Source organism: Pseudomonas brassicacearum (assembly GCF_009601685.2).
Lineage (GTDB): Bacteria > Pseudomonadota > Gammaproteobacteria > Pseudomonadales > Pseudomonadaceae > Aquipseudomonas > Aquipseudomonas kilonensis_B.
The window spans coordinates 771,395-790,328 of sequence record NZ_CP045701.2 but is presented as its reverse complement, the minus strand read 5'-3'; the positions used below and the strand labels follow the sequence as shown (position 1 = coordinate 790,328).

The following is an 18,934-nucleotide window of genomic DNA, read 5'->3' as shown; positions in this document are numbered from 1 at the left end:
AGGACAGGGCTGCCCCGCAGCCCTGTCCTGAAACACCCGAGGACAACAATCATTGGATCGAACGTGGCGAATGTCGAGACCGGTGCTCAGACAGGTTTGTGGCCATACCAGCGCGGCGTGTACACCCACTCGCCACCTTCGGCACGAGGGAATACGCAGGTCGTGGAAGAGCCGATCAGCACCATGGTGCGCATGTCCACCTGCTCGGCCGTGAGTTGCCCCAACGTGGTGACACGCAAGGTCTGGCCCGGACGACCGATATCACGCCCCAACACCACCGGCGTCTGCGGCGTGCGGTGCTGGCCGACGATCTCCAGCGCACGTCCCAATTGCCACGGCCGTGCACGGGAAATCGGGTTGTAGAAGGCCAACGCCAGATCGGCTTCGGACGCCAGGTCCAGGCGTTTTTCGATGATCGACCATGGCTTGAGATTGTCCGACAGCGACATCACGCAGAAGTCATGCCCCAACGGCGCACCGGCCTGGGCAGCGGTGGCGAGGGAGGCGGACACACCGGGCAGGATCTCCAGGTCAACCTGGTGCCAGGCGGGGTCGCTGGACTCGTGCAACGCTTCGAGCACCGCCGCCGCCATGGCGAATACACCAGGGTCGCCGGACGACACCACGATCACCGAACGGCCTTGGGCGGCCAACTCAAAGGCGTGTCGGGCACGCTGCATTTCTTCGCGGTTGTCGGTGCAGTGCAGCACTTGATCGTCGCGAAACGGGCCGGCCATGCGCACATAGGTTTCGTAACCGAGCACATCGGTGGCCCGCGCCAGTTCGGCTTTCACCGCCGGCACCATCAGTTCGGCCGCGCCCGGCCCCAGGCCGATCACCGCCAGGCGTCCACGCGGACGACCGATTTGAGCCACCTCCAAGGGCTGCGCGGCAACGGCGATGGCCAGGTTGTCCGTCGCCGAAAAGATGTTCGCCCCCGGCACAGAACTGCGCGCCAAGGTGGCGGCATTGCCAGTCATCGCCACAAAGCGCAGCGCCACCCCGAGTTCCAGCGCCGCTTCACGCAAGGCCGCACTGGCCATCAGCGTATCCGCCGCCACCAGGCACGCCAGGCTCTGAACCGCCACTTTCGCTTGCTGCAAAGCGGCACGAACGGCGCTCGGCAGATCAGCCACCTCGACGCTCACCACCACCGCGACACTGCGCGGATAAATCAGCAGTTCGTGGGCGCTCGCCTCACGCTCGGCATGGCCGACATGAATCGTGCGCCGCGCCTGCGGGTCTTGTGGCAACTGCGCCTGATCCAGCCACGGCGCCGCGCCTTCGATGCGCACCGGTTCACCGGCCAACAGGTCGGAGACGAAACGCTTGCCCTGCTCCAGGTCGCCGAGGCTGTAGCCGCTTGGCGGATTGAGCAGGCAAGTGCCGAAACGCAATTCGCCGCTGGTGGTGATCGCCGGCGCGACGTGCAGCGTTGCCGCGATGTCCCGGGCCATGACATTCACCCCGCCCAGGCCGCCCAACAGCGGCACCACGGCGCTGCCATCCTCGGCCACCGCCAGCACTGGCGGCTCGACGCCTTTTTCCAGCAGCAACGGCGCCAGGGTGCGGATGACGATGCCGGCCGCGCACAGGGCGATGATCGGCGTGTCCTGTTGGTAGAGTTCGCGCAACGTGGCGCCGAATTCCAGGTATTGACGATCAGCTTCGACCCGCCCGGCCAGGCCGTGGATCAGGGCGTCTGGGTAGCGCTGCTGGATCCGTCGGGCCGTCGCCAGGCTACCCGGGCCGAGGATGACGATGGCCGGCGTCTTGGCGGCCATCAACCCTGCCACCGTTCGCCCGGCACGATAATCAGCGAGAAGTACGGCGAAGACATCGGCTCGACTTCATCCAGCGGCACGATTTTCTGGTTGGCCATGGTCGCCCGCTCGACGTACAGCGCCCGTCCGTCCAGGCCCAGTTCCTGAAGCACCTGGCGAACCTTGGGAAAATTGCGCCCCAGCTTCATGATCACCGCCGCATCGGCGTCGGCCAGGCGACGCTTGAGATCGTCGTGGGGCAAGACGCCGGAGAGCACCGACAGGCTCTGGTTGCGATAGACCAGCGGCGCACCGAGCACCGAGGCCCCGCCGAGCATCGAGCACACGCCGGGAATGACTTGGGCTTCATAGCGCTCGGCCAGGCGATCATGCAGGTACATGTAGGAGCCGTAGAAAAACGGATCGCCCTCACAGATCACGGCCACGTCGCGACCGGCATCCAGGTGCACGGCCAACTGCTCGGCGGCGGTGTCGTAGAAGTCGGCGATCACCTGTTCATAGGACAGCGGCGCCGGCAACGCTTCGGTGGTGACCGGGTAGACCAGCGGCAGCAACGTCTGCGCGTCCTGCAAATGGGCCTCGATGATGCCGAAGGCGTTGCCCTTCTTGCCCTTGGCGACGAAGTACGCCACCACCGGCGATTCGCGCAGCAGGCGCAGGGCCTTGACCGTAATCAGTTCCGGGTCACCGGGGCCCACGCCGAGGCCGATCAGACGTCCAGGCTGCTGCATCATTCAATCTCCGTAGCGAGGGCGTTGACGGCGGCGGCAGCCATGGCGCTGCCGCCCAGGCGGCCTTGCATGATCACGAACGGCACGCCGCGGCTGTTGGCCGCCAACATCGCCTTGGACTCGGCGGCACCGACGAAGCCCACCGGGAAACCGAGGATCAGTGCCGGTTTCGGCGCGCCGGCATCGAGCATTTCCAGCAAGTAGAACAGCGCGGTCGGCGCGTTGCCGATGACCACGACACTGCCTTCCAGGTGCGGGCGCCACAACTCCAGCGCCGCTGCCGAACGGGTGTTGCCCAACTCCAGGGCCAACGCCGGCACGCTTTCGTCGCGCAAGGTGCAGATCACCGGATTGTTGGCCGGCAGGCGAGCCCGGGTCACGCCTTCGGAGACCATCCGCGCATCGCACAGGATCGGCGCACCGGCGGCCAGTGCCTGGCGCCCGGCCGTGCCCGCGCCCTCGGAAAACTGCAAGCCATCGATGGCCTCGACCATGCCGCAGGCGTGGATCACCCGCACCGCGAGTTTTTCCAGGTCGGCCGGAATGCGCGCCAGGTTGGCTTCGGCGCGGATGATCGCGAAGGAGTTGCGATAGATCTCCTGACCGTCGCGGATGTAATCAAGCATCAAGGGGGCTCCGGGGGCGAGCGTCGAGCCAATGGCCGAGCGCTTCAATAGTCAGATTGTGTGCCTGCAACGCGCCGAAACCCGGCAGCGTGGCATCGCGAAAATACAGGTCGTAACGACCGGGGGCGACCGCCAGCAAGGTGGCAGGCGCGATATGGGCCGCCGCGCAGGAACGCGGGCAGCCCGACAGATGAACCTTCAGGGCACTACCCTGGCGTTGCAGCAACTCGGCCAGTTGGTGGGCGTCGGCCTTGGTGTCGGCCAGGGCTTTACCGCAGCCACTGGAGCCGGTGCAGGCGATGAGTTGCGCCAGCGGCTGATCGACCGAACACAACAGGCCCAATCCCTCAAGCCGCGCCAGCACTTCGTCGGCGTCCTCGCGGCGCACGTTGGGCAGCAACAGGCTTTGCCAAGGGGTGAAACGAAGGCTTGCGTCGCCCTTCTCCCGCGCCAGTTGCGCCGCTCCCCGCAGCATGCCGGCGTCGAGCCGACCCAGGGGCGCAGCCGCGCCGACGTAGACGCGGTCGTCGTGCTGTGGATGAACGCCGATGTGCAGTCCGTCGATGGACGCCCCCCGCTGCCAATCCAGGCAAGCTTGCACCGGCATGCGGCGGGCCAATCGGCTCATGAATTCATCGGCGGATATTTCAGCCAGCAAGTGACGCATGCGGATCTGGTCCGGGCGGGCCAGGTCGAGGAACAGCTCCAGCACCGCCACCACCAAGGCATGCCCCTGGGCCAGGGGCACCCTGCCCGCCGGTTTATCCAATGGCGAACCGGCCAAGCCGAAGGCCAGCCAAGGCTCGCCATCACGGACCAGGGCCGACAACCACAGGTCGTGGTGATGTTTGAGCATCGCCAACGCTTCGCCACCGTCCAGTTGCACGGCGAACTTGGCCGACAACTCTGGGAAGCGTTCATGGGTTTGCAGGGTGAGGAGGATCTGCGCCGCCAACGGGCGCGTATCGAACAGCATCTGTCGGTCGATCCCGGCCGACGGGCTGAGCATCAGGTTGCGCACGTCATCGCCGGCCGGCTTGCGCGGGCCAAGCCCGGCGGCCAGCAACGGCTGGATCAGCGCGTCGTGCCCAGGACCGATCCCACGGATTTGCAGGTTGGCCCGGTTGGTCGCCTCGATCACGCCCCCGGCGAACCGCTCGGCCACTGACGCCACGACGTCGGCCTGATCCGCCTGGATGGCACCGCCATCGAGCTTGATCCGACAGATCCCACCGTCCAGCGCCTGGACGACACGCAGCAACCCCGGGCAACCGGAGGGGCGTACGACGTTGGAGGATGGACGTTCGTTCAAGGGAAAACCGGTAGATAGGCACGCCACATCGGCGAAGGAGCGCCATTATGCCTGCTTTGCCGGGGGTCATGAAAAGCTTGCCGGTCGGATTGCTGACGGCGGACACACAATTTCCGAACGCCCCCATTCCAAACTGTGGGAGCGAGCCGGCTCGCGAAAGCGGTCTGGCTGCGAAGATGATGTTGCGCAGGCGCCTGATCCTCCGGGGCGCGGTATGATGGCGGCCCGGTTCGCGGCGGCAAGACGCCTGTCGATCAACCCAATTATTCGAGGAACAGAGATGACCCCCTGGCTGACCGTAGTGGGCATCGGTGAAGACGGCTTCAAGGGCCTGGGCCGAACGGCTCGCCATGCCTTGCTGCGGGCGTCACGCATTGTCGGCAGCGACCGCCAACTGGCGCTGCTGCCGCTGTGCATCCGCGGCCAACGGGCGCTGTGGCCCAGCCCGTTCTCCCTGGAACCGCTGCTTGCCCGGCAGGGTGAACCGGTGTGCGTGCTGGCCAGCGGCGATCCGATGTTCTACGGCGTGGGCGCCAGCCTGGCGAAACAGGTGCCGAGTGATCAGATGCTGGTCATCCCTGCGCCCTCCTCCTGTTCTCTGGCCGCGGCACGCATGGGTTGGCCGCTACAGGACGTGGTCACGCTGTCGTTGGTGGCCCGGCCCCTGGCGGCGCTCAATGTTCACTTATCCACAGGTCTCAGGCTATTGCTGCTGAGCAACGATCGCCAGAGTCCTGCCGCCGTGGCGACGTTATTGCGCGAGCGGGGATTCGGCCCGAGCGCCATGACTGTGCTGGAACATTTGGGTGGCGCGGCAGAACGACGGATCGACGGTTTCGCCGCGCAGTGGTCCGATGACACCTTCGCCGACCTGAACCTGATCGCCATCGAATGCCGGGCCGAACCGTCGACACCGCGCCTGTCACGCCTGGCCGGTTTGCCGGACACCGCCTTCGAACATGACGGCCAATTAACCAAACGCGACGTGCGCGCCATCACTCTCGCCCGCCTCGCCCCCACACCCGGCGAACTGCTCTGGGATGTCGGCGCCGGCAGCGGCTCGATCGGCATCGAATGGATGCGCACCCACCCCAGTTGCCGAGCCCTGGCCATCGAAGCCGACGAAGGCCGACAAGCGCTGATCGAGCGCAACCGCGACACCCTCGGCGTGCCCGGCCTGCAACTAATTCGCGGCAAAGCCCCCCAGGCGCTGGAGAACCTGGAGCGGCCGGACGCGGTGTTCATCGGTGGCGGCGTCACCCGCGAAGGCGTGCTCGACGCCTGCTGGGCCCAACTCAAGCCCGGCGGTCGACTCGTCGCCAACGCCGTGACCCTGCAAAGCGAAACGACCCTGATGCACTGGCGCGAACGTCACGGCGGTGAATTGACCCGCATCCACATCGCCCAGGCCCAGCCCTTGGGCGAGTTCGACACCTGGCGCCAGGCCTTGCCGATCACCTTGCTGGACCTGACGAAACCTCTCGATGCGTGACGAAACCGCCGAACAACCCGCCCCCTTGCGCAGCGGCCTGACCACCGGCAGTTGCGCCACGGCCACCAGCCTGGCGGCGGCTCGATTACTGCTGCGCGGTACCGAAGCCGATGCCGTGGAAATCGTATTGCCCAAGGGCAAGCAAGTGCAGATGCGCCTGGAGTTCTGCCGGCTGACCGAACAAGGCGCCGAAGCCGGGACGATCAAGGATGCGGGCGATGACCCGGACGTGACCCACGGTGCCCTGTTGTTTTCCCAGGTGCGCTTGATTGCTGAGCCCGGGGTGCGTTTCGTCGCGGGTCACGGCGTCGGCACGGTGACGCGACCGGGGTTGGTACTGGACGTCGGCGAACCGGCGATCAACCCGGTGCCGCGCAAAATGATCAACGATCACCTGGGTCGCTTGGCCGAGGAAAGCGGTTACGCCGGCGGTTTCGAAGTCACGGTCAACGTCGAGGGTGGCGAAGCCCTGGCGCTGAAAACCATGAACCCGCGACTGGGGATTCTTGGCGGCCTGTCGATTCTCGGCACCAGTGGCATCGTCCGGCCGTTCTCCTGCGCTGCCTACATTGCCTCGATCCACCAGGGCATCGACGTGGCAAAAACCAACGGCTACCTGCACATCGCCGCCTGCACCGGCAACGCCAGCGAAGACACCATGCGTCGGGTCTACAACCTGCCGGAAATCGCCCTGATCGAAATGGGCGATTTCGTCGGCGCCGTGCTCAAGCATGTGCGCAAGGTCCCGGTGGAAAAGCTCAGCCTTTGCGGCGGCTTTGGCAAAATCAGCAAACTCGCCGCCGGCCACATGGACCTGCACAGCCGTCACTCGAGCATCGACCTGCCACAACTGGCCGAGTGGGCGGCTGCCATCGGTGCCGATGAGGTTTTGCAACAGGGCATCCGAGAAGCCAACACCAGCCAACAGGCCTTGGCCATGGCCAGCGCCGCCGGCATCGCCCTCGGCGACGCGGTGTGCGCACACGCGTTGGCCTTCGCTCGCAGCGTGGTGCCGGCCCAGGTCCAGGTCGAAGTCTTCGCCATCGACCGCCAAGGCGGGATCGTCGGCCATGCCGGGGCCTTGAAATGAAACGTATCCTTCTGCTGGGCGGCGTCACCGAGGCCCTGGCCATCGCCCGCATCCTCGGGCCCCAGCACATCTACAGCCTGGCCGGCATCGGTCGCATTCCCACCGACCTGACCTGCCAGGTGCGCGTCGGCGGCTACGGCGGCGCCGAAGGGTTGGCGCAATTCATCCGCGCCGAGGACATCGACTTGCTGCTGGACGCCACCCACCCCTACGCCGCCCAGATCAGCCACAACGCCGCCCACGCGGCCCGCGCCTGCGCCATCCCCTGCTGGGCCCTGCGCCGCCCGGCATGGCAGCCCCAGGCCAGCGATGACTGGCGCGAAGTGGCCGACTGGGCCGAACTGATCCAGGCCCTGAAACCCTTCCACCGCCCCCTGTTCACCCTCGGTCGCGAACCGCTGCAACATCTGCATGAAATTCCGCCCGAGCAATTCTGGACCTTGCGTGCCCTGGACGTTTACCCCGGTAATGAGCGCTGCGAAGTGATTGGGGCCCGTGGACCGTTTCACATTGACGGCGAACGCGAACTGTTCGAACGGCGGCGGATCGATGTGCTGGTGAGCAAAAACAGCGGCAGCACGGCCACCGAGCCGAAGCTGGAGGTGGCGCGGGAGCGGGGGGTGCCCGTGTTGGTGTTGAAGCGGCCGGTGTTGCCGGGGGTGGATCGGGAGTTTGGGACGGTGGATGAGGTGTTGCAGGGGTTGCGGCAGTTGGTCTGACAGAAACCTGCACCGTCCTACAAGCCTGTCCTGTCGGAACTACGCCAGCAGGCTACGTCACCTTGCGCCGCTACCTACAACTACGCCAGAATCCGCCGGCTTGTGCGCCTTGCAGGCCGTCGGTAACTTGATTCCCGTCACTGCCCATCAGTGATCGGGTTTAGTCGCCCGAGGTTTTCAGCAGGTTCACAAGCTCCGTCAGTCAGGTATCTCACCCCTGCACTCGATGGTGGTTGTGCGCAGGGCGCCTTCGGGCGCGCCGGTAATGCTGGACTCCCCGGTCGACTAACCTGCGCACAGCCGCCGCCCTTCGTTTAGTCGCGAAACGGTTGCGGCTCCATAACATGGAGTTTCCAGCAATGTTCAAGAACACACCGAATCCCCCAACCCCAGACGACCACACATCCCGTTGCCAGTCGGCCAACGCCAAAAAACTCGACGATGCGGCCACCCGCGCCTTGGACTATTACCTCAAGCCGTCAGCCGACAAAGAACCATCCGACAGGCTAGATACCCTTTTCGTCATCGCACCTAACATCGACGCCGAATGCCTGCTCGCCAACCTCAGCGAAACCCTGGCCTCAGCCAATGCCATGGTCAGCGACCTCGCATTCGATCTGGAGGGCTCGCGACGACATATCGCGCAAGGGGTCCAGCAGATGATTGAGCTGGGCCAGTTGTTGGCGAATCGGGCATTGGATGTGGTCGACCCGAGATAAGCGACAGGACGTTGGGTTTGATCAAAATCAATTGGTCAAACCCACCCCTGTGGCGAGGGAGTCCCCGCCACGTCTTCGACGCTGCGCTGTCGCGCAGCGAACAGGTCTTGTGGCGAGGGGATTGATCGTTCCCACGCTCTGCGTGGGAATGCATCCCGTGACGCTCTGCGTCACCTTCCAGAAGCGGAACGCGGAGCGTCCCTGGCGACATTCCCACGCAGGAGCGTGGGAACGATCGATATGTATTTTCAGCCTTAAAAATCACATGGTTGCAATTTGTTCCATGAGAGCTTGCTCCCACTGAACTCTGTAGGAGCTGGCGAAGCCTGCGATCTTTTGATCTTTCCACTTCGGACTCAAGCGCCTGTGGAAAGATCGCAGCCTCGCTTCGCTCGACAGCTCCTACGCGCCCCAACGGGAGCAAGCGCTCCTCGCCACAAAAACACTCACTTGCAGATCTGTTGCTACTGTTAACACCAGCCCTGCGACCCTATACCGCACGTGGCCTTTTTACTTCTCAACCCCGATCAGGCTAAATACCGCCACCTGATCGCCCATCGAGCGGATTCGCCCATGTCCCGACAACGGCTTGCATTTGCCTGGATCGCCTGCTTCGCAGTGCTGTTCAACATGCTTGCCATGCCGCTTTCCAACAGCGGTGGCGCAACCGCCAATTCGCCAGCCGAACAACTGCTGTGGGGCAGTTTCTGTTCCTCCAGCGGCACGAAGATGCTGGCGATTTCCCTGGGCAAACTCGAACAAGACACACCGCAGAAAGACAATCACTCGACCATGCAGCATTGCTGGTGCTGCTCAGGCTCAGCGCCGTTGGTGGCACTCACCGGGCATGTCCCGCAGTTGTATCTGGATGCACAGCTGGCCCATCGCAGTGCCGTCCATTCCAAACTCGACAGCCCCACGCCACGCCGGCAATGGCCCAGCCTTAATCCCCGCGCCTCGCCTCTGGCCTGATTCTTCCCGCATAAAACTGCGCCCTGAATCGTTCCGGAGAATTGCCATGTTGAACAGACTTATCCTGCTGGTTGCCCTATTGCTTCCCGTCGGCTTCGCCCAAGCTCACCAGTACAAGGTGGGCGAGCTTGAGATCGCCCACCCGTGGTCCCAGGAGTTGCCGCCCAACGCGCCAACCGTGGCCGCGTACTTCGTGATTCACAACGGCGGCACCACCGCCGACAAGCTGCTCAGCGTCGACTCGCCGATTGCCGGCAAGGCCGAGCTCCATGAGCATGTGATGCAAAACGACCTGATGAAAATGCAACCGGTGCCCGTCGTGGACATCGCCCCTGGCGCCACCGTCACCTTCGCGCCGATGGCGTATCACGTGATGCTGCTGGACCTGAAGGACCGCAGCCTCCTCAGCGATGGCAAACGCTTTGCCATGACCCTGCATTTTGAAAAAGCAGGGGATGTCACGGTCGACGTCGCGGTGCAGAAAAAAGCCCCCGACGGCACCAAGACACACATGCACGACCAGTAGTCGTAGCCGCCCGTGCAACCACTTCGCGCCAGGCCGTCCATGCCCCGCCGTCAGCCCATGAGCCTGACACGCGGCAGTTGGATCAGCCTGTTCGCCATGCTGATGATCTTTATCGGTCCGCTGATTTCCCAGTCGATGCCGATGGGTCAGCGCATGTCCATGCCTGTGTCCATGGACATGAACATGAACATGGAGATGAGCATGGACATGTCGGCGCACGAAGCGCCGGCAGCCGAACACTGCCCGCCCCAGAGCGAGCACCATGCGTTGTGGGAAAAATGCGGCTATTGCAGCCTGCTGTTCAATTGTCCCGCGCTGCCTGGCGGCCACACGTTCGCCGTTTTCGACACACCCCACACCAACACCTACACCAGTCCTTCCCCACGCCTGGGCCATGCCCAGCCGGCGTTCTTCCCGGGTGCCCGCACCCGCGCACCGCCCTTCGACGCGTAAACCCGACACTTACCCAACCCGGTCGCATAAGACAGCCCCAGGCTGCCCGACCGTGTCGTCTACGTCTGTTCGATGGAATTATCATGTCCAGGTTTTCTGCTGGTACCGCGTTGGGCTCTGCCCAAGTTCGCTGCCCCCTGAACGAGCCACGGGTTCGTTTGCGCCAAACCATCGCCGCACTCTGCGGCCTGCTGCTCACCCCACTCTCGCTGGCCGACGAGCACGAGCAGCATGACCATCAGGTCGAAGAACTGAGCCCGACGGTCATCACCGCCATCGCCCCCAGTTCGCCCCTGACCGTCGTCACTAACCCCAAGGACCCGCGTCAGCCAGTACCGGCCAGTGACGGCGGCGACTACCTCAAGACCATCCCCGGCTTCGCCCTGGTGCGCAACGGCGGCACCAATGGCGACCCGGTTCTGCGCGGCATGTTCGGCTCGCGGCTGAACATCCTCACCAACGGCAGCATGCTGTTGGGTGCTTGCCCAGGCCGGATGGACGCGCCGACGTCCTACATATCGCCGGAGACCTACGACAAGCTCACGGTTATCAAAGGCCCGCAAACCGTGCTCTGGGGCCCCGGCGCATCGGCCGGGACGGTGCTGTTCGAGCGCGAGCCGGAACAGTTCGGCGAACTCGGCACCCGGGTCAACGCCAGTGTGCTGGCCGGCTCCAACGGTCGTTTCGACAAAGTGGTGGATGCCGCCGCCGGTGGGCCGCTGGGTTATGTACGGGTGATCGGCAACACGGCGCATTCGGACGATTACCGCGACGGTAACAACGACACCGTGCCGTCGCGCTATGACAAGTGGAATGGCGACGTCACCCTCGGCTGGACGCCGGATGCCGATACCCTACTGGAATTGACGGCCGGCAAGGGCGACGGTGAAGCACGCTACGCCGGGCGCAGCATGGACGGCTCGCAGTTCAAGCGCGAAAGCCTCGGGCTGCGGTTCGAGCGTTCGAACATCGGCGAGGTGCTGGACAAGATCGAGGCCCAGGTCTACTACAACTACGCCGACCACGTGATGGACAACTACACGCTGCGCACCCCCTCCGGCACCGGCATGATGGCCGGGCCCATGGCCTCCAACGTCGACCGCCGTACCCTCGGCGCCCGCATCAAGGCCACCTGGCGCTGGGCCGATGTGCAGCTGATCAGTGGCCTGGACGCGCAGACCAACGAGCATCGCCAACGCAGCAGCATGGGCGTGGACACCTATAAGGACCTGCCGTACACCAAGGACGCCGACTTCCACAATTACGGAGTGTTCGGCGAACTGACCTGGTACGCCGCCGACCGCGACAGAGTGATCACCGGCGCCCGGCTCGACCGTGCCTCGGCCAAGGATTACCGCCAGAGCATCGGCTCCGGCATGTCGGCCCGGCCCAACCCCACCGCCGATGACACCCGCGCCGACACCCTGCCCAGCGGTTTCGTCCGCTACGAACACGACCTGGACGACAGCCCCACCACCCTCTATGCCGGTGTGGGTCACGCGCAACGCTTCCCGGACTACTGGGAGCTGTTCTCGGCGAACGTCGGCCCCAGCGGTTCACTGAATGCCTTCGACGCGATCAAGCCGGAGAAAACCACCCAGCTCGACTTCGGCCTGCAGTACAAGACCGAAACCCTCGAAGCCTGGGCGTCGGGTTATGTCGGGCAGGTGCGCGACTACATCCTGTTCGATTACACCCCCGGGATGATGGGCACCACCTCCCGGGCCGAGAACATCGATGCGCGGATCATGGGCGCTGAACTGGGCGCAGCCTATCAACTGACCGAGCGCTGGAAAGCCGACGCCACCCTGGCCTACGCCTGGGGCAAGAACAGCAGCGACGGCAGCGCCCTGGCGCAAATGCCGCCGCTGGATGCACGCCTGGGCCTGACCTACAGCGAAGACCGCTGGAGCGCCGGCGCACTGTGGCGGGTGGTGGCGGCGCAGCACCGGGTCGACGAGAACAAGGGCAACGTGGTCGGCAAGGACTACGGCAAGAGCTCGGGCTTCGGCGTGTTCTCGCTCAACGGCGCCTACCGCATCAACAAGCACTGGAAGGTCAGCAGCGGCGTCGACAACCTGTTCGGCAAAACCTACGCCGAGCACTTGAACCTGGCCGGCAACGCCGGGTTCGGCTACCCGGCGAGCGACCCGCAGGCCATCAACGAACCGGGGCGCACGCTCTGGACCAAGGTGGACATGAGTTTCTAAAAGCATCGCGGGCAAGCCTTGCTCCCACAGGTATCTCATTGCTGAGGGGGTAAGCACTGCTCCCATAAGCATCTCATTGCTGTGGGGGCACAACTTGTCCCACAGCATGACAAATACTGTGGGAGCAAGGCTTGCCCGCGATCGGTTGCGCAGCAACCGCCAAAAACATAACAACCAATTAGCCCTGCGGAGCGCTTTGCAATGAGCCAACCGAAACCCAATTTCTACAACCTGGCCTGGCGCTGGCATTTTTATGCCGGGCTGTTCGTGGCGCCGTTCATGGTGATGCTGGCCCTGACCGGCATCATTTACCTGTTCAAGCCGCAACTCGATCCGCTGATGTACGGCAGCCTGTTGAACGTGCCGGCCGGGCATCACACCCTGGCGGCGGACGACCTGCTCAAGCAGGTCCGCCAGGCCTACCCCCAAGGCCAGGTCAAACAATACCTGCCGCCGGTCAACGCCGAGCGCAGCGCGCAATTCGTAGTGATCGACCAGGGTCGTGAACTGAATGTATTCATCGACCCGTACCACGGCGATGTCCTCGGCGAGCAGGATGCGAAGAACAACCTGCAAGCCATGGCCCGGGCCATCCACGGCGAATTGCTGATCGGCACCGTCGGTGACCGCTTGGTGGAAATGGCCGCCGGCTGGGGCGTGGTGCTGGTGGTCTCCGGGCTGTACCTGTGGTGGCCGCGCGGGCAATCATCGGCCGGAGTGCTGTGGCCGCGCTGGAGTGCACGCGGTCGGCTGTTCTGGCGTGACCTGCACGTAGTCGTTGGCTTCTGGGGCGCGGCATTGCTGCTGGTGATGCTGCTCAGCGGCATGACCTGGACCGGTTTCTGGGGCAAGCAATACGCCAATCTCTGGAACCGCTTCCCCGCGGCGATGTGGAATGACGTGCCCAAATCCGATGTCGAGGCCGGCAGCCTCAACAACGCCCACCGCCAGACCGTGCCATGGGCTGTGGAAAACACGCCGATGCCGATGTCCGGCGACCATGCCGAGCACATGGGCCACGGCGGCATGCACGAAGGCCCCGCCGCCCCGACTGTCAGCCTGCAAGCGGTGCAGGACATCGCCACTGAACGCCAGGTCACGCCCGGCTACAGCATCACCCTGCCCACCACTTCCAGCGGTGTGTTCACCATCGCCGTGTTCGCCGACGACCCGCGCAACGACGCCACCCTGCACGTCGACCAATACACCGGCAAGGTCCTGGCCGATGTGCGCTGGGAACACTACGGCGTAGTGGCCCGCGCCACCGAAACGGGCGTGATGCTGCACGAAGGCAAGATGTTCGGCCCGCTGAACCAGATCATCGTGCTGCTGATTTGCCTGATGATCCTGCTCAGCGCCGTGAGCGGCCTGGTGATCTGGTGGAAGCGCCGGCCTGAAGGCAAGTTCGGCGTGCCGCCACTGCGTCACGACCTGCCGACCTGGAAGACCGGCGTATTCATCATGCTGGCCCTGGCGGTGGTGTTTCCGCTGGTGGGGGCTTCGCTGGTGGTGGTGTGGTTGCTTGATCGCCTCATCCTCCGACTCAAGCGCCAGCCTGAGATTGCCTCATCTTCAAGCTGAAGACAGTGCGTTAACGGAAGGCGGCGCGAAACCTCTACAATCGCGCCCGCTTTCCAAACCACGAACACAGTTCAAGCTGTGGGAGCGGGCTTTGTGGGAGCAAAGCTTGCTCGCGATCCAGGCGCTGCGGTCCTCAAGAGACCGCGGCGTTTTCATCGCGGGCAAGCCTTGCTCCCACAAAGCCCGCTCTCACAAAGAAACTTGTGTTTCAAACCAAATGCCGAGTAGCTGCATGACCTCCCTGACCCTCTCCCACCTCGCCTGGACGCCCCTGGGCCATGGCCACTGCCATCACCAGTTCCAGCTGCGTGACGTGACGTTGCAGGTGGCGGCCGGTGAGTTTGTCGGGTTGATCGGGCCCAACGGCAGCGGCAAAACCAGCCTGTTGCGCTGCGCCTATCGCTTCAGCCGCCCGGAACATGGCGAGGTGAGACTCGAGCATCACAACGTCTGGAAACAGTCCTCGCGCTGGTGCGCCCAACGCATCGCCGTGGTGCTGCAAGAGTTTCCCGACGCCTTCGGCCTGACGGTCGAGGAAGTGGTCGCCATGGGCCGCACGCCCCACAAAGGCCTGTTCGACGGCGACAATCACGACGACCGTCGGCTGGTGCGCCAGGCCCTGGAATCGGCCGGGCTCGCAGGCTTTGGCGACCATGCATTCGCCACCCTCTCGGGCGGTGAAAAGCAACGGGTGATCCTCGCCCGGGCCCTGGCCCAGCAACCGCAGTTGCTGATCCTCGACGAACCGACCAATCACCTCGACCCCCACTATCAATTGCAATTGCTGCAACTGATCAAGGGCCTGGGCATCGGCACCCTCGCCAGCCTCCACGACCTGAACCTGGCCGCCGCCTTCTGCGACCGCCTGTACGTGATCGAACACGGGCGCATCGTCGCCAGCGGCACGCCCAAGGATGTCCTCACCGTCGAGTTGTTGCGCGAGGTGTTCGGCATCGACGCGCTGGTGGATGAACATCCCCTGTCTGGCTACCCACGAATCACCTGGATAACCCAACCATGACCTTGCGTTCCCTGCTGTTGCTGCCCCTGCTGCTGGGCAGTGCCCACGCTCTGGCCGAAGCCACCCACTACCCGTTGACGATCCAAAGCTGCAACCGCCAGGTGGTGTTCAATGAAGCCCCACGCCATGCCGTCAGCCATGACATCAACATGACCCAGATGATGCTCGCCCTGGGCCTCAAGCCGCGCATGGTCGGCTACAGCGGCATCAGCGGCTGGAAATCGGTGACGCCCGAGATGGCCAGGATCCTCGATGGCCTGCCGGAACTGGCCGCCAAATACCCCTCGGTGGAAACCCTGCTCAATGCCAACGTGGATTTTTTCTTCGCCGGCTGGGACTACGGCATGCGCGTGGGCGGCGACCTGACCCCACAGACCCTGCAACCGCTGGGCATCAACGTGTACGAACTGACCGAATCCTGCGCCTTCGTGATGAAGCGTCCGGCGGCCTCCTTGGAGGACACCTACAACGACCTGCGCAACCTCGGGAAGATCTTCGACGTGCAAGATCGCGCCAACGCGCTGATCACCACGATGCAGGCCCAGGTGGCCGAAGTGCGCAAGCACCTGCCCGCCCAGCAACCGCGCGTGTTCCTGTACGACAGCGGCGAAGACCGCGCCATGACCTCCGGGCGCCTGGGCATGCCCCAGGCCCTGATCGACGCGGCCGGTGGGCGCAATATCCTCGATGATGTGGAAACCAGTTGGACCCGGGTGAACTGGGAGAACGTGGTCGAGCGCAACCCGCAGGTCATCGTGATCGTCGACTACGGCGAAGTCAGCGCCGAGCAGAAGCAACAATTCTTGTTGAACAACCCGGCCCTGCAATCGGTGGAGGCGATCCAGCAACGGCGCTTCATTGTAATTCCCTACGTGCAGGCCACCCCGGGCATCGATAACGTGCTGGCGGTGCAAACCCTGGCGCGGGGTTTTCACGGCCAATGAACGGTCGTCGCTACGGCGCCCTGCTGATGTTCCTCGGCGCACTGCTGCTGGTGTCATGCGTGGTGTCCCTGGGTTTCGGGCCGGCGCGGGTGCCGCTGGCCGTGGTCTGGGACATTCTGCTGAACAAGGCCTTCGGGGTGGGTGACGTGCATTGGACGCCCGGCCAGGAGCATATCGTGTGGCTGATTCGCGTCCCGCGGCTGCTGCTCGGTGCTTTGGTCGGCGCCGGGCTGGCGTTGATCGGGGCGGTGCTGCAAGCGGTCACGCGCAACCCACTGGCTGACCCCCACTTGCTGGGCGTCACGTCGGGCGCGACCTTGGGTGCGGTCATCGTGGTGCTGCATGTCGGCGAGATTGTCGGCCTGCTGACCCTGCCGCTGGCGGCGTTCATCGGAGCGCTGCTGAGCATGTTGCTGGTGCTGACCATCGCTGCCCGCCAGGGTCGCCTGGAAAGTGATCGCCTGTTGCTGTGCGGCGTGGCGGTGTCCTTCGTGATGATGGCGGCGGCCAACCTGCTGTTGTTCCTCGGTGACCATCGCGCCAGTTCGGCAGTGATGTTCTGGATGCTCGGCGGCCTGGGCCTGGCCCGCTGGGAACTGCTGGCGGTGCCGGCCGCCAGTGTGATGCTGGGGCTGGTGTTACTGCTGGGCATGGCCCGGCCACTGAACGCGCTGATGGCCGGCGAACAGACCGCCGTGACCTTGGGCCTGAATGCGGCGAAGGTGCGGTTGTGGATCTTCTTGATCGCCTCGCTGATGACCGGCGTACTGGTGTCCATCAGCGGCTCGATTGGTTTTGTCGGGCTGATGGTGCCGCACATTGCCCGGCGCCTGGTGGGCGCCGAGCATCGGCGGTTACTGCCGGCTTGTGTGCTGCTTGGCAGCCTGTTCCTGGTGTGGGTGGACGTGGCGGCGCGGACGTTGATTGCGCCGGAAGACCTGCCGATTGGGGTCGCGACAGCCGCTATCGGCGGACTGTTTTTTATCGGCCTGATGCGCCGTCGCTGATACTTATCAACACCCCTCCCTGTGGCGAGGGGATTTATCCCCGCTGGACTCTGTAGGATCTGCCGAAGGCTGCGATCTTTTGATCTTGAGCTTTCGTTCGCGACTCAATTGCCTGGGACAAGATCGCAGCCTCGCTTCGCTCGACAGCTCCTACGGCCAGCGGGGATAAAATCCCCTCGCCACAATTGAACTGTAACCGACTTGCAACTCTCTCGCCCCAATGTGGCGCACCCCTTCGCACCAGCCCCCATGACGCGTTCGCTCATGGTGCACTGCTCTGCTCCCCCTGTGCGCTACTCCCGTGTTTCCTGGCCTTCCCCCAACCGGGCACACCCCTTGCAAAAGCGCTTTCAGCGTTTGCATCTGCCCTCGAAAAAACTCAAAAGACCACGGAGATCGCACAATGAAGCGTCGTAGCTTGATCAAGGCTTTTACACTCTCGGCAAGCATTGCCGCGATGGGCATGGCCTGGACCGTCCAAGCCGCCGAGACCATCAAGGTCGGCATCCTGCATTCGCTGTCCGGCACCATGGCGATCTCCGAGACGTCCCTCAAGGACATGGCGTTGATGACCATTGATGAGATCAACGCCAAGGGTGGTGTGAACGGCAAGCAGCTTGAAGCGGTGGTCGTGGACCCGGCGTCGAACTGGCCGCTGTTCGCCGAAAAGGGCCGCCAGTTGCTGACCCAGGACAAGGTCGCCGTGGTCTTCGGCTGCTGGACGTCGGTGTCGCGTAAATCCGTGTTGCCGGTGTTCGAAGAACTCAACGGGCTGCTGTTCTACCCGGTGCAATACGAAGGTGAAGAGATGTCGCCAAACGTGTTCTACACCGGTGCGGCGCCGAACCAACAGGCGATTCCGGCGGTGGAATACCTGATGAGCGAAGAAGGCGGCAGTGCCAAGCGCTACTTCCTGTTGGGCACCGACTACGTCTACCCGCGCACCACCAACAAGATCCTGCGCTCGTTCCTGCACTCCAAAGGTGTGGCGGACAAGGACATCGAAGAGGTCTACACCCCGTTCGGCCACAGCGATTACCAGACCATCGTGGCCAACATCAAAAAATTCTCGGCCGGCGGCAAGACCGCGGTCATTTCCACGGTCAACGGCGACTCCAACGTGCCGTTCTATAAAGAACTGGCGAACCAGGGCCTCAAAGCCACCGACGTACCGGTCGTGGCGTTCTCGGTGGGCGAAGAGGAACTGCGCGGCATCGACACCAAGCCACTGGTAGGCAACCTGGCGGCGTGGAACTACTTCGAATCCGTGGATAACCCGGCGAACAAGAAATTCGTCGATTCCTGGAAAGCCTACGCCAAGGCCAAGAACCTGCCAGGCGCCGACAAAGCAGTGACCAACGACCCGATGGAAGCCACTTACGTCGGCATCCATATGTGGGCGCAAGCAGTGGAAAAAGCCAAGTCCACCGACGTCGACAAAGTCCGCGAAGCCCTGGCCGGCCAGACCTTCGACGCACCGTCGGGCTACACCCTGACCATGGACAAGACCAACCACCACCTGCACAAGCCGGTGATGATCGGCGAGATCCAGGCCGACGGTCAGTTCAACGTGGTCTGGCAGACCGAAGGCCCGATCCGCGCCCAACCGTGGAGCCCGTTCATCGAAGGCAACGACAAGAAGCCTGACTATGCGGTGAAGAGCAACTGAGCCTGGGAACAAGCCCCTAACTCTGTGGGAGCAAAGCTTGCTCGCGATCGCGGTCATCCAGACACACCGTCATCGCGA

17 protein-coding genes are annotated in these 18,934 nt (G+C 63.9%); 13 read left to right on the top strand and 4 right to left on the bottom strand.

The features are described 5' to 3' along the window. Nucleotides 1–86: 86 nt before the first annotated feature. The 4 genes from cobJ to cobG are packed head-to-tail and all read right to left on the bottom strand — an operon-like array spanning nt 87 to nt 4,453. The gene (gene cobJ / locus GFU70_RS03390; RefSeq protein ID WP_153387599.1) at nt 87–1,784 is read right to left on the bottom strand and encodes a precorrin-3B C(17)-methyltransferase; all 1,698 of its coding nucleotides are present in this window, start codon (nt 1,782–1,784) and stop codon (nt 87–89) included. After that, nucleotides 1,784–2,515: a precorrin-2 C(20)-methyltransferase gene (locus tag GFU70_RS03385; RefSeq protein WP_058544608.1), complete on the bottom strand. Its 732-nt coding sequence runs from the start codon at nt 2,513–2,515 to the stop codon at nt 1,784–1,786. The genes cobJ and GFU70_RS03385 overlap by 1 nt, the downstream gene beginning before the upstream one ends. Further along, the gene (locus tag GFU70_RS03380; protein WP_003197389.1) at nt 2,515–3,141 is read right to left on the bottom strand and encodes a precorrin-8X methylmutase; all 627 of its coding nucleotides are present in this window, start codon (nt 3,139–3,141) and stop codon (nt 2,515–2,517) included. Before GFU70_RS03380 ends, GFU70_RS03385 begins: the two co-directional genes overlap by 1 nt. Continuing rightward, a complete protein-coding gene (cobG, locus tag GFU70_RS03375) occupies nt 3,134–4,453 on the bottom strand; it encodes a precorrin-3B synthase (RefSeq protein ID WP_153387598.1) in 1,320 nt (439 codons plus the stop codon). Before cobG ends, GFU70_RS03380 begins: the two co-directional genes overlap by 8 nt. Nucleotides 4,454–4,733: 280 nt before the next feature. Between cobG and cbiE the strand changes: the two genes are divergently transcribed. The 13 genes from cbiE to urtA all read left to right on the top strand — a co-directional run bounded on the left by cbiE (nt 4,734) and on the right by urtA (nt 18,856). Beyond that, nucleotides 4,734–5,945, top strand: coding sequence for a precorrin-6y C5,15-methyltransferase (decarboxylating) subunit CbiE (gene cbiE, locus GFU70_RS03370; RefSeq protein WP_153387597.1), 1,212 nt, complete (start codon nt 4,734–4,736; stop codon nt 5,943–5,945). Next, a complete protein-coding gene (locus GFU70_RS03365) occupies nt 5,938–7,035 on the top strand; it encodes a cobalt-precorrin-5B (C(1))-methyltransferase (protein WP_153387596.1) in 1,098 nt (365 codons plus the stop codon). The genes cbiE and GFU70_RS03365 overlap by 8 nt, the downstream gene beginning before the upstream one ends. Beyond that, nucleotides 7,032–7,754, top strand: a complete 723-nt coding sequence (locus GFU70_RS03360; protein ID WP_153387595.1) for a cobalt-precorrin-6A reductase — start codon at nt 7,032–7,034, stop codon at nt 7,752–7,754. The genes GFU70_RS03365 and GFU70_RS03360 overlap by 4 nt, the downstream gene beginning before the upstream one ends. A gap of 359 nt (nt 7,755–8,113) precedes the next feature. Further along, a complete protein-coding gene (locus tag GFU70_RS03355; protein WP_053185407.1) occupies nt 8,114–8,473 on the top strand; it encodes a DUF6124 family protein in 360 nt (119 codons plus the stop codon). A gap of 573 nt (nt 8,474–9,046) precedes the next feature. After that, nucleotides 9,047–9,445, top strand: coding sequence for a DUF2946 domain-containing protein (locus GFU70_RS03350; RefSeq protein ID WP_058543639.1), 399 nt, complete (start codon nt 9,047–9,049; stop codon nt 9,443–9,445). A gap of 46 nt (nt 9,446–9,491) precedes the next feature. After that, complete coding sequence (locus GFU70_RS03345; RefSeq protein WP_116643262.1) at nt 9,492–9,971, top strand: copper chaperone PCu(A)C; 480 nt, start codon at nt 9,492–9,494, stop codon at nt 9,969–9,971. Between the two features lie 57 nt (nt 9,972–10,028). Continuing rightward, a complete protein-coding gene (locus GFU70_RS03340; RefSeq protein ID WP_153389145.1) occupies nt 10,029–10,424 on the top strand; it encodes a DUF2946 domain-containing protein in 396 nt (131 codons plus the stop codon). Nucleotides 10,425–10,507: 83 nt separating this feature from the next. Then, entirely contained in the window at nt 10,508–12,634 is a 2,127-nt protein-coding gene (locus GFU70_RS03335) for a TonB-dependent copper receptor (RefSeq protein WP_153387594.1), read from the top strand. Between the two features lie 201 nt (nt 12,635–12,835). Continuing rightward, nucleotides 12,836–14,215: a PepSY-associated TM helix domain-containing protein gene (locus GFU70_RS03330; RefSeq protein ID WP_116643263.1), complete on the top strand. Its 1,380-nt coding sequence runs from the start codon at nt 12,836–12,838 to the stop codon at nt 14,213–14,215. Nucleotides 14,216–14,447: 232 nt separating this feature from the next. Beyond that, nucleotides 14,448–15,236, top strand: a complete 789-nt coding sequence (locus GFU70_RS03325; RefSeq protein ID WP_058545698.1) for an ABC transporter ATP-binding protein — start codon at nt 14,448–14,450, stop codon at nt 15,234–15,236. Continuing rightward, nucleotides 15,233–16,180 carry an ABC transporter substrate-binding protein gene (locus GFU70_RS03320; RefSeq protein ID WP_058545697.1) on the top strand — a complete coding sequence of 316 codons (948 nt, stop codon included), beginning with the start codon at nt 15,233–15,235 and terminating at the stop codon, nt 16,178–16,180. Before GFU70_RS03325 ends, GFU70_RS03320 begins: the two co-directional genes overlap by 4 nt. Beyond that, nucleotides 16,177–17,187, top strand: a complete 1,011-nt coding sequence (locus GFU70_RS03315; RefSeq protein ID WP_153387593.1) for a FecCD family ABC transporter permease — start codon at nt 16,177–16,179, stop codon at nt 17,185–17,187. Before GFU70_RS03320 ends, GFU70_RS03315 begins: the two co-directional genes overlap by 4 nt. 403 nt (nt 17,188–17,590) lie before the next feature. Beyond that, a complete protein-coding gene (gene urtA, locus GFU70_RS03310; protein ID WP_058545695.1) occupies nt 17,591–18,856 on the top strand; it encodes an urea ABC transporter substrate-binding protein in 1,266 nt (421 codons plus the stop codon). Nucleotides 18,857–18,934 lie beyond the last annotated feature (78 nt).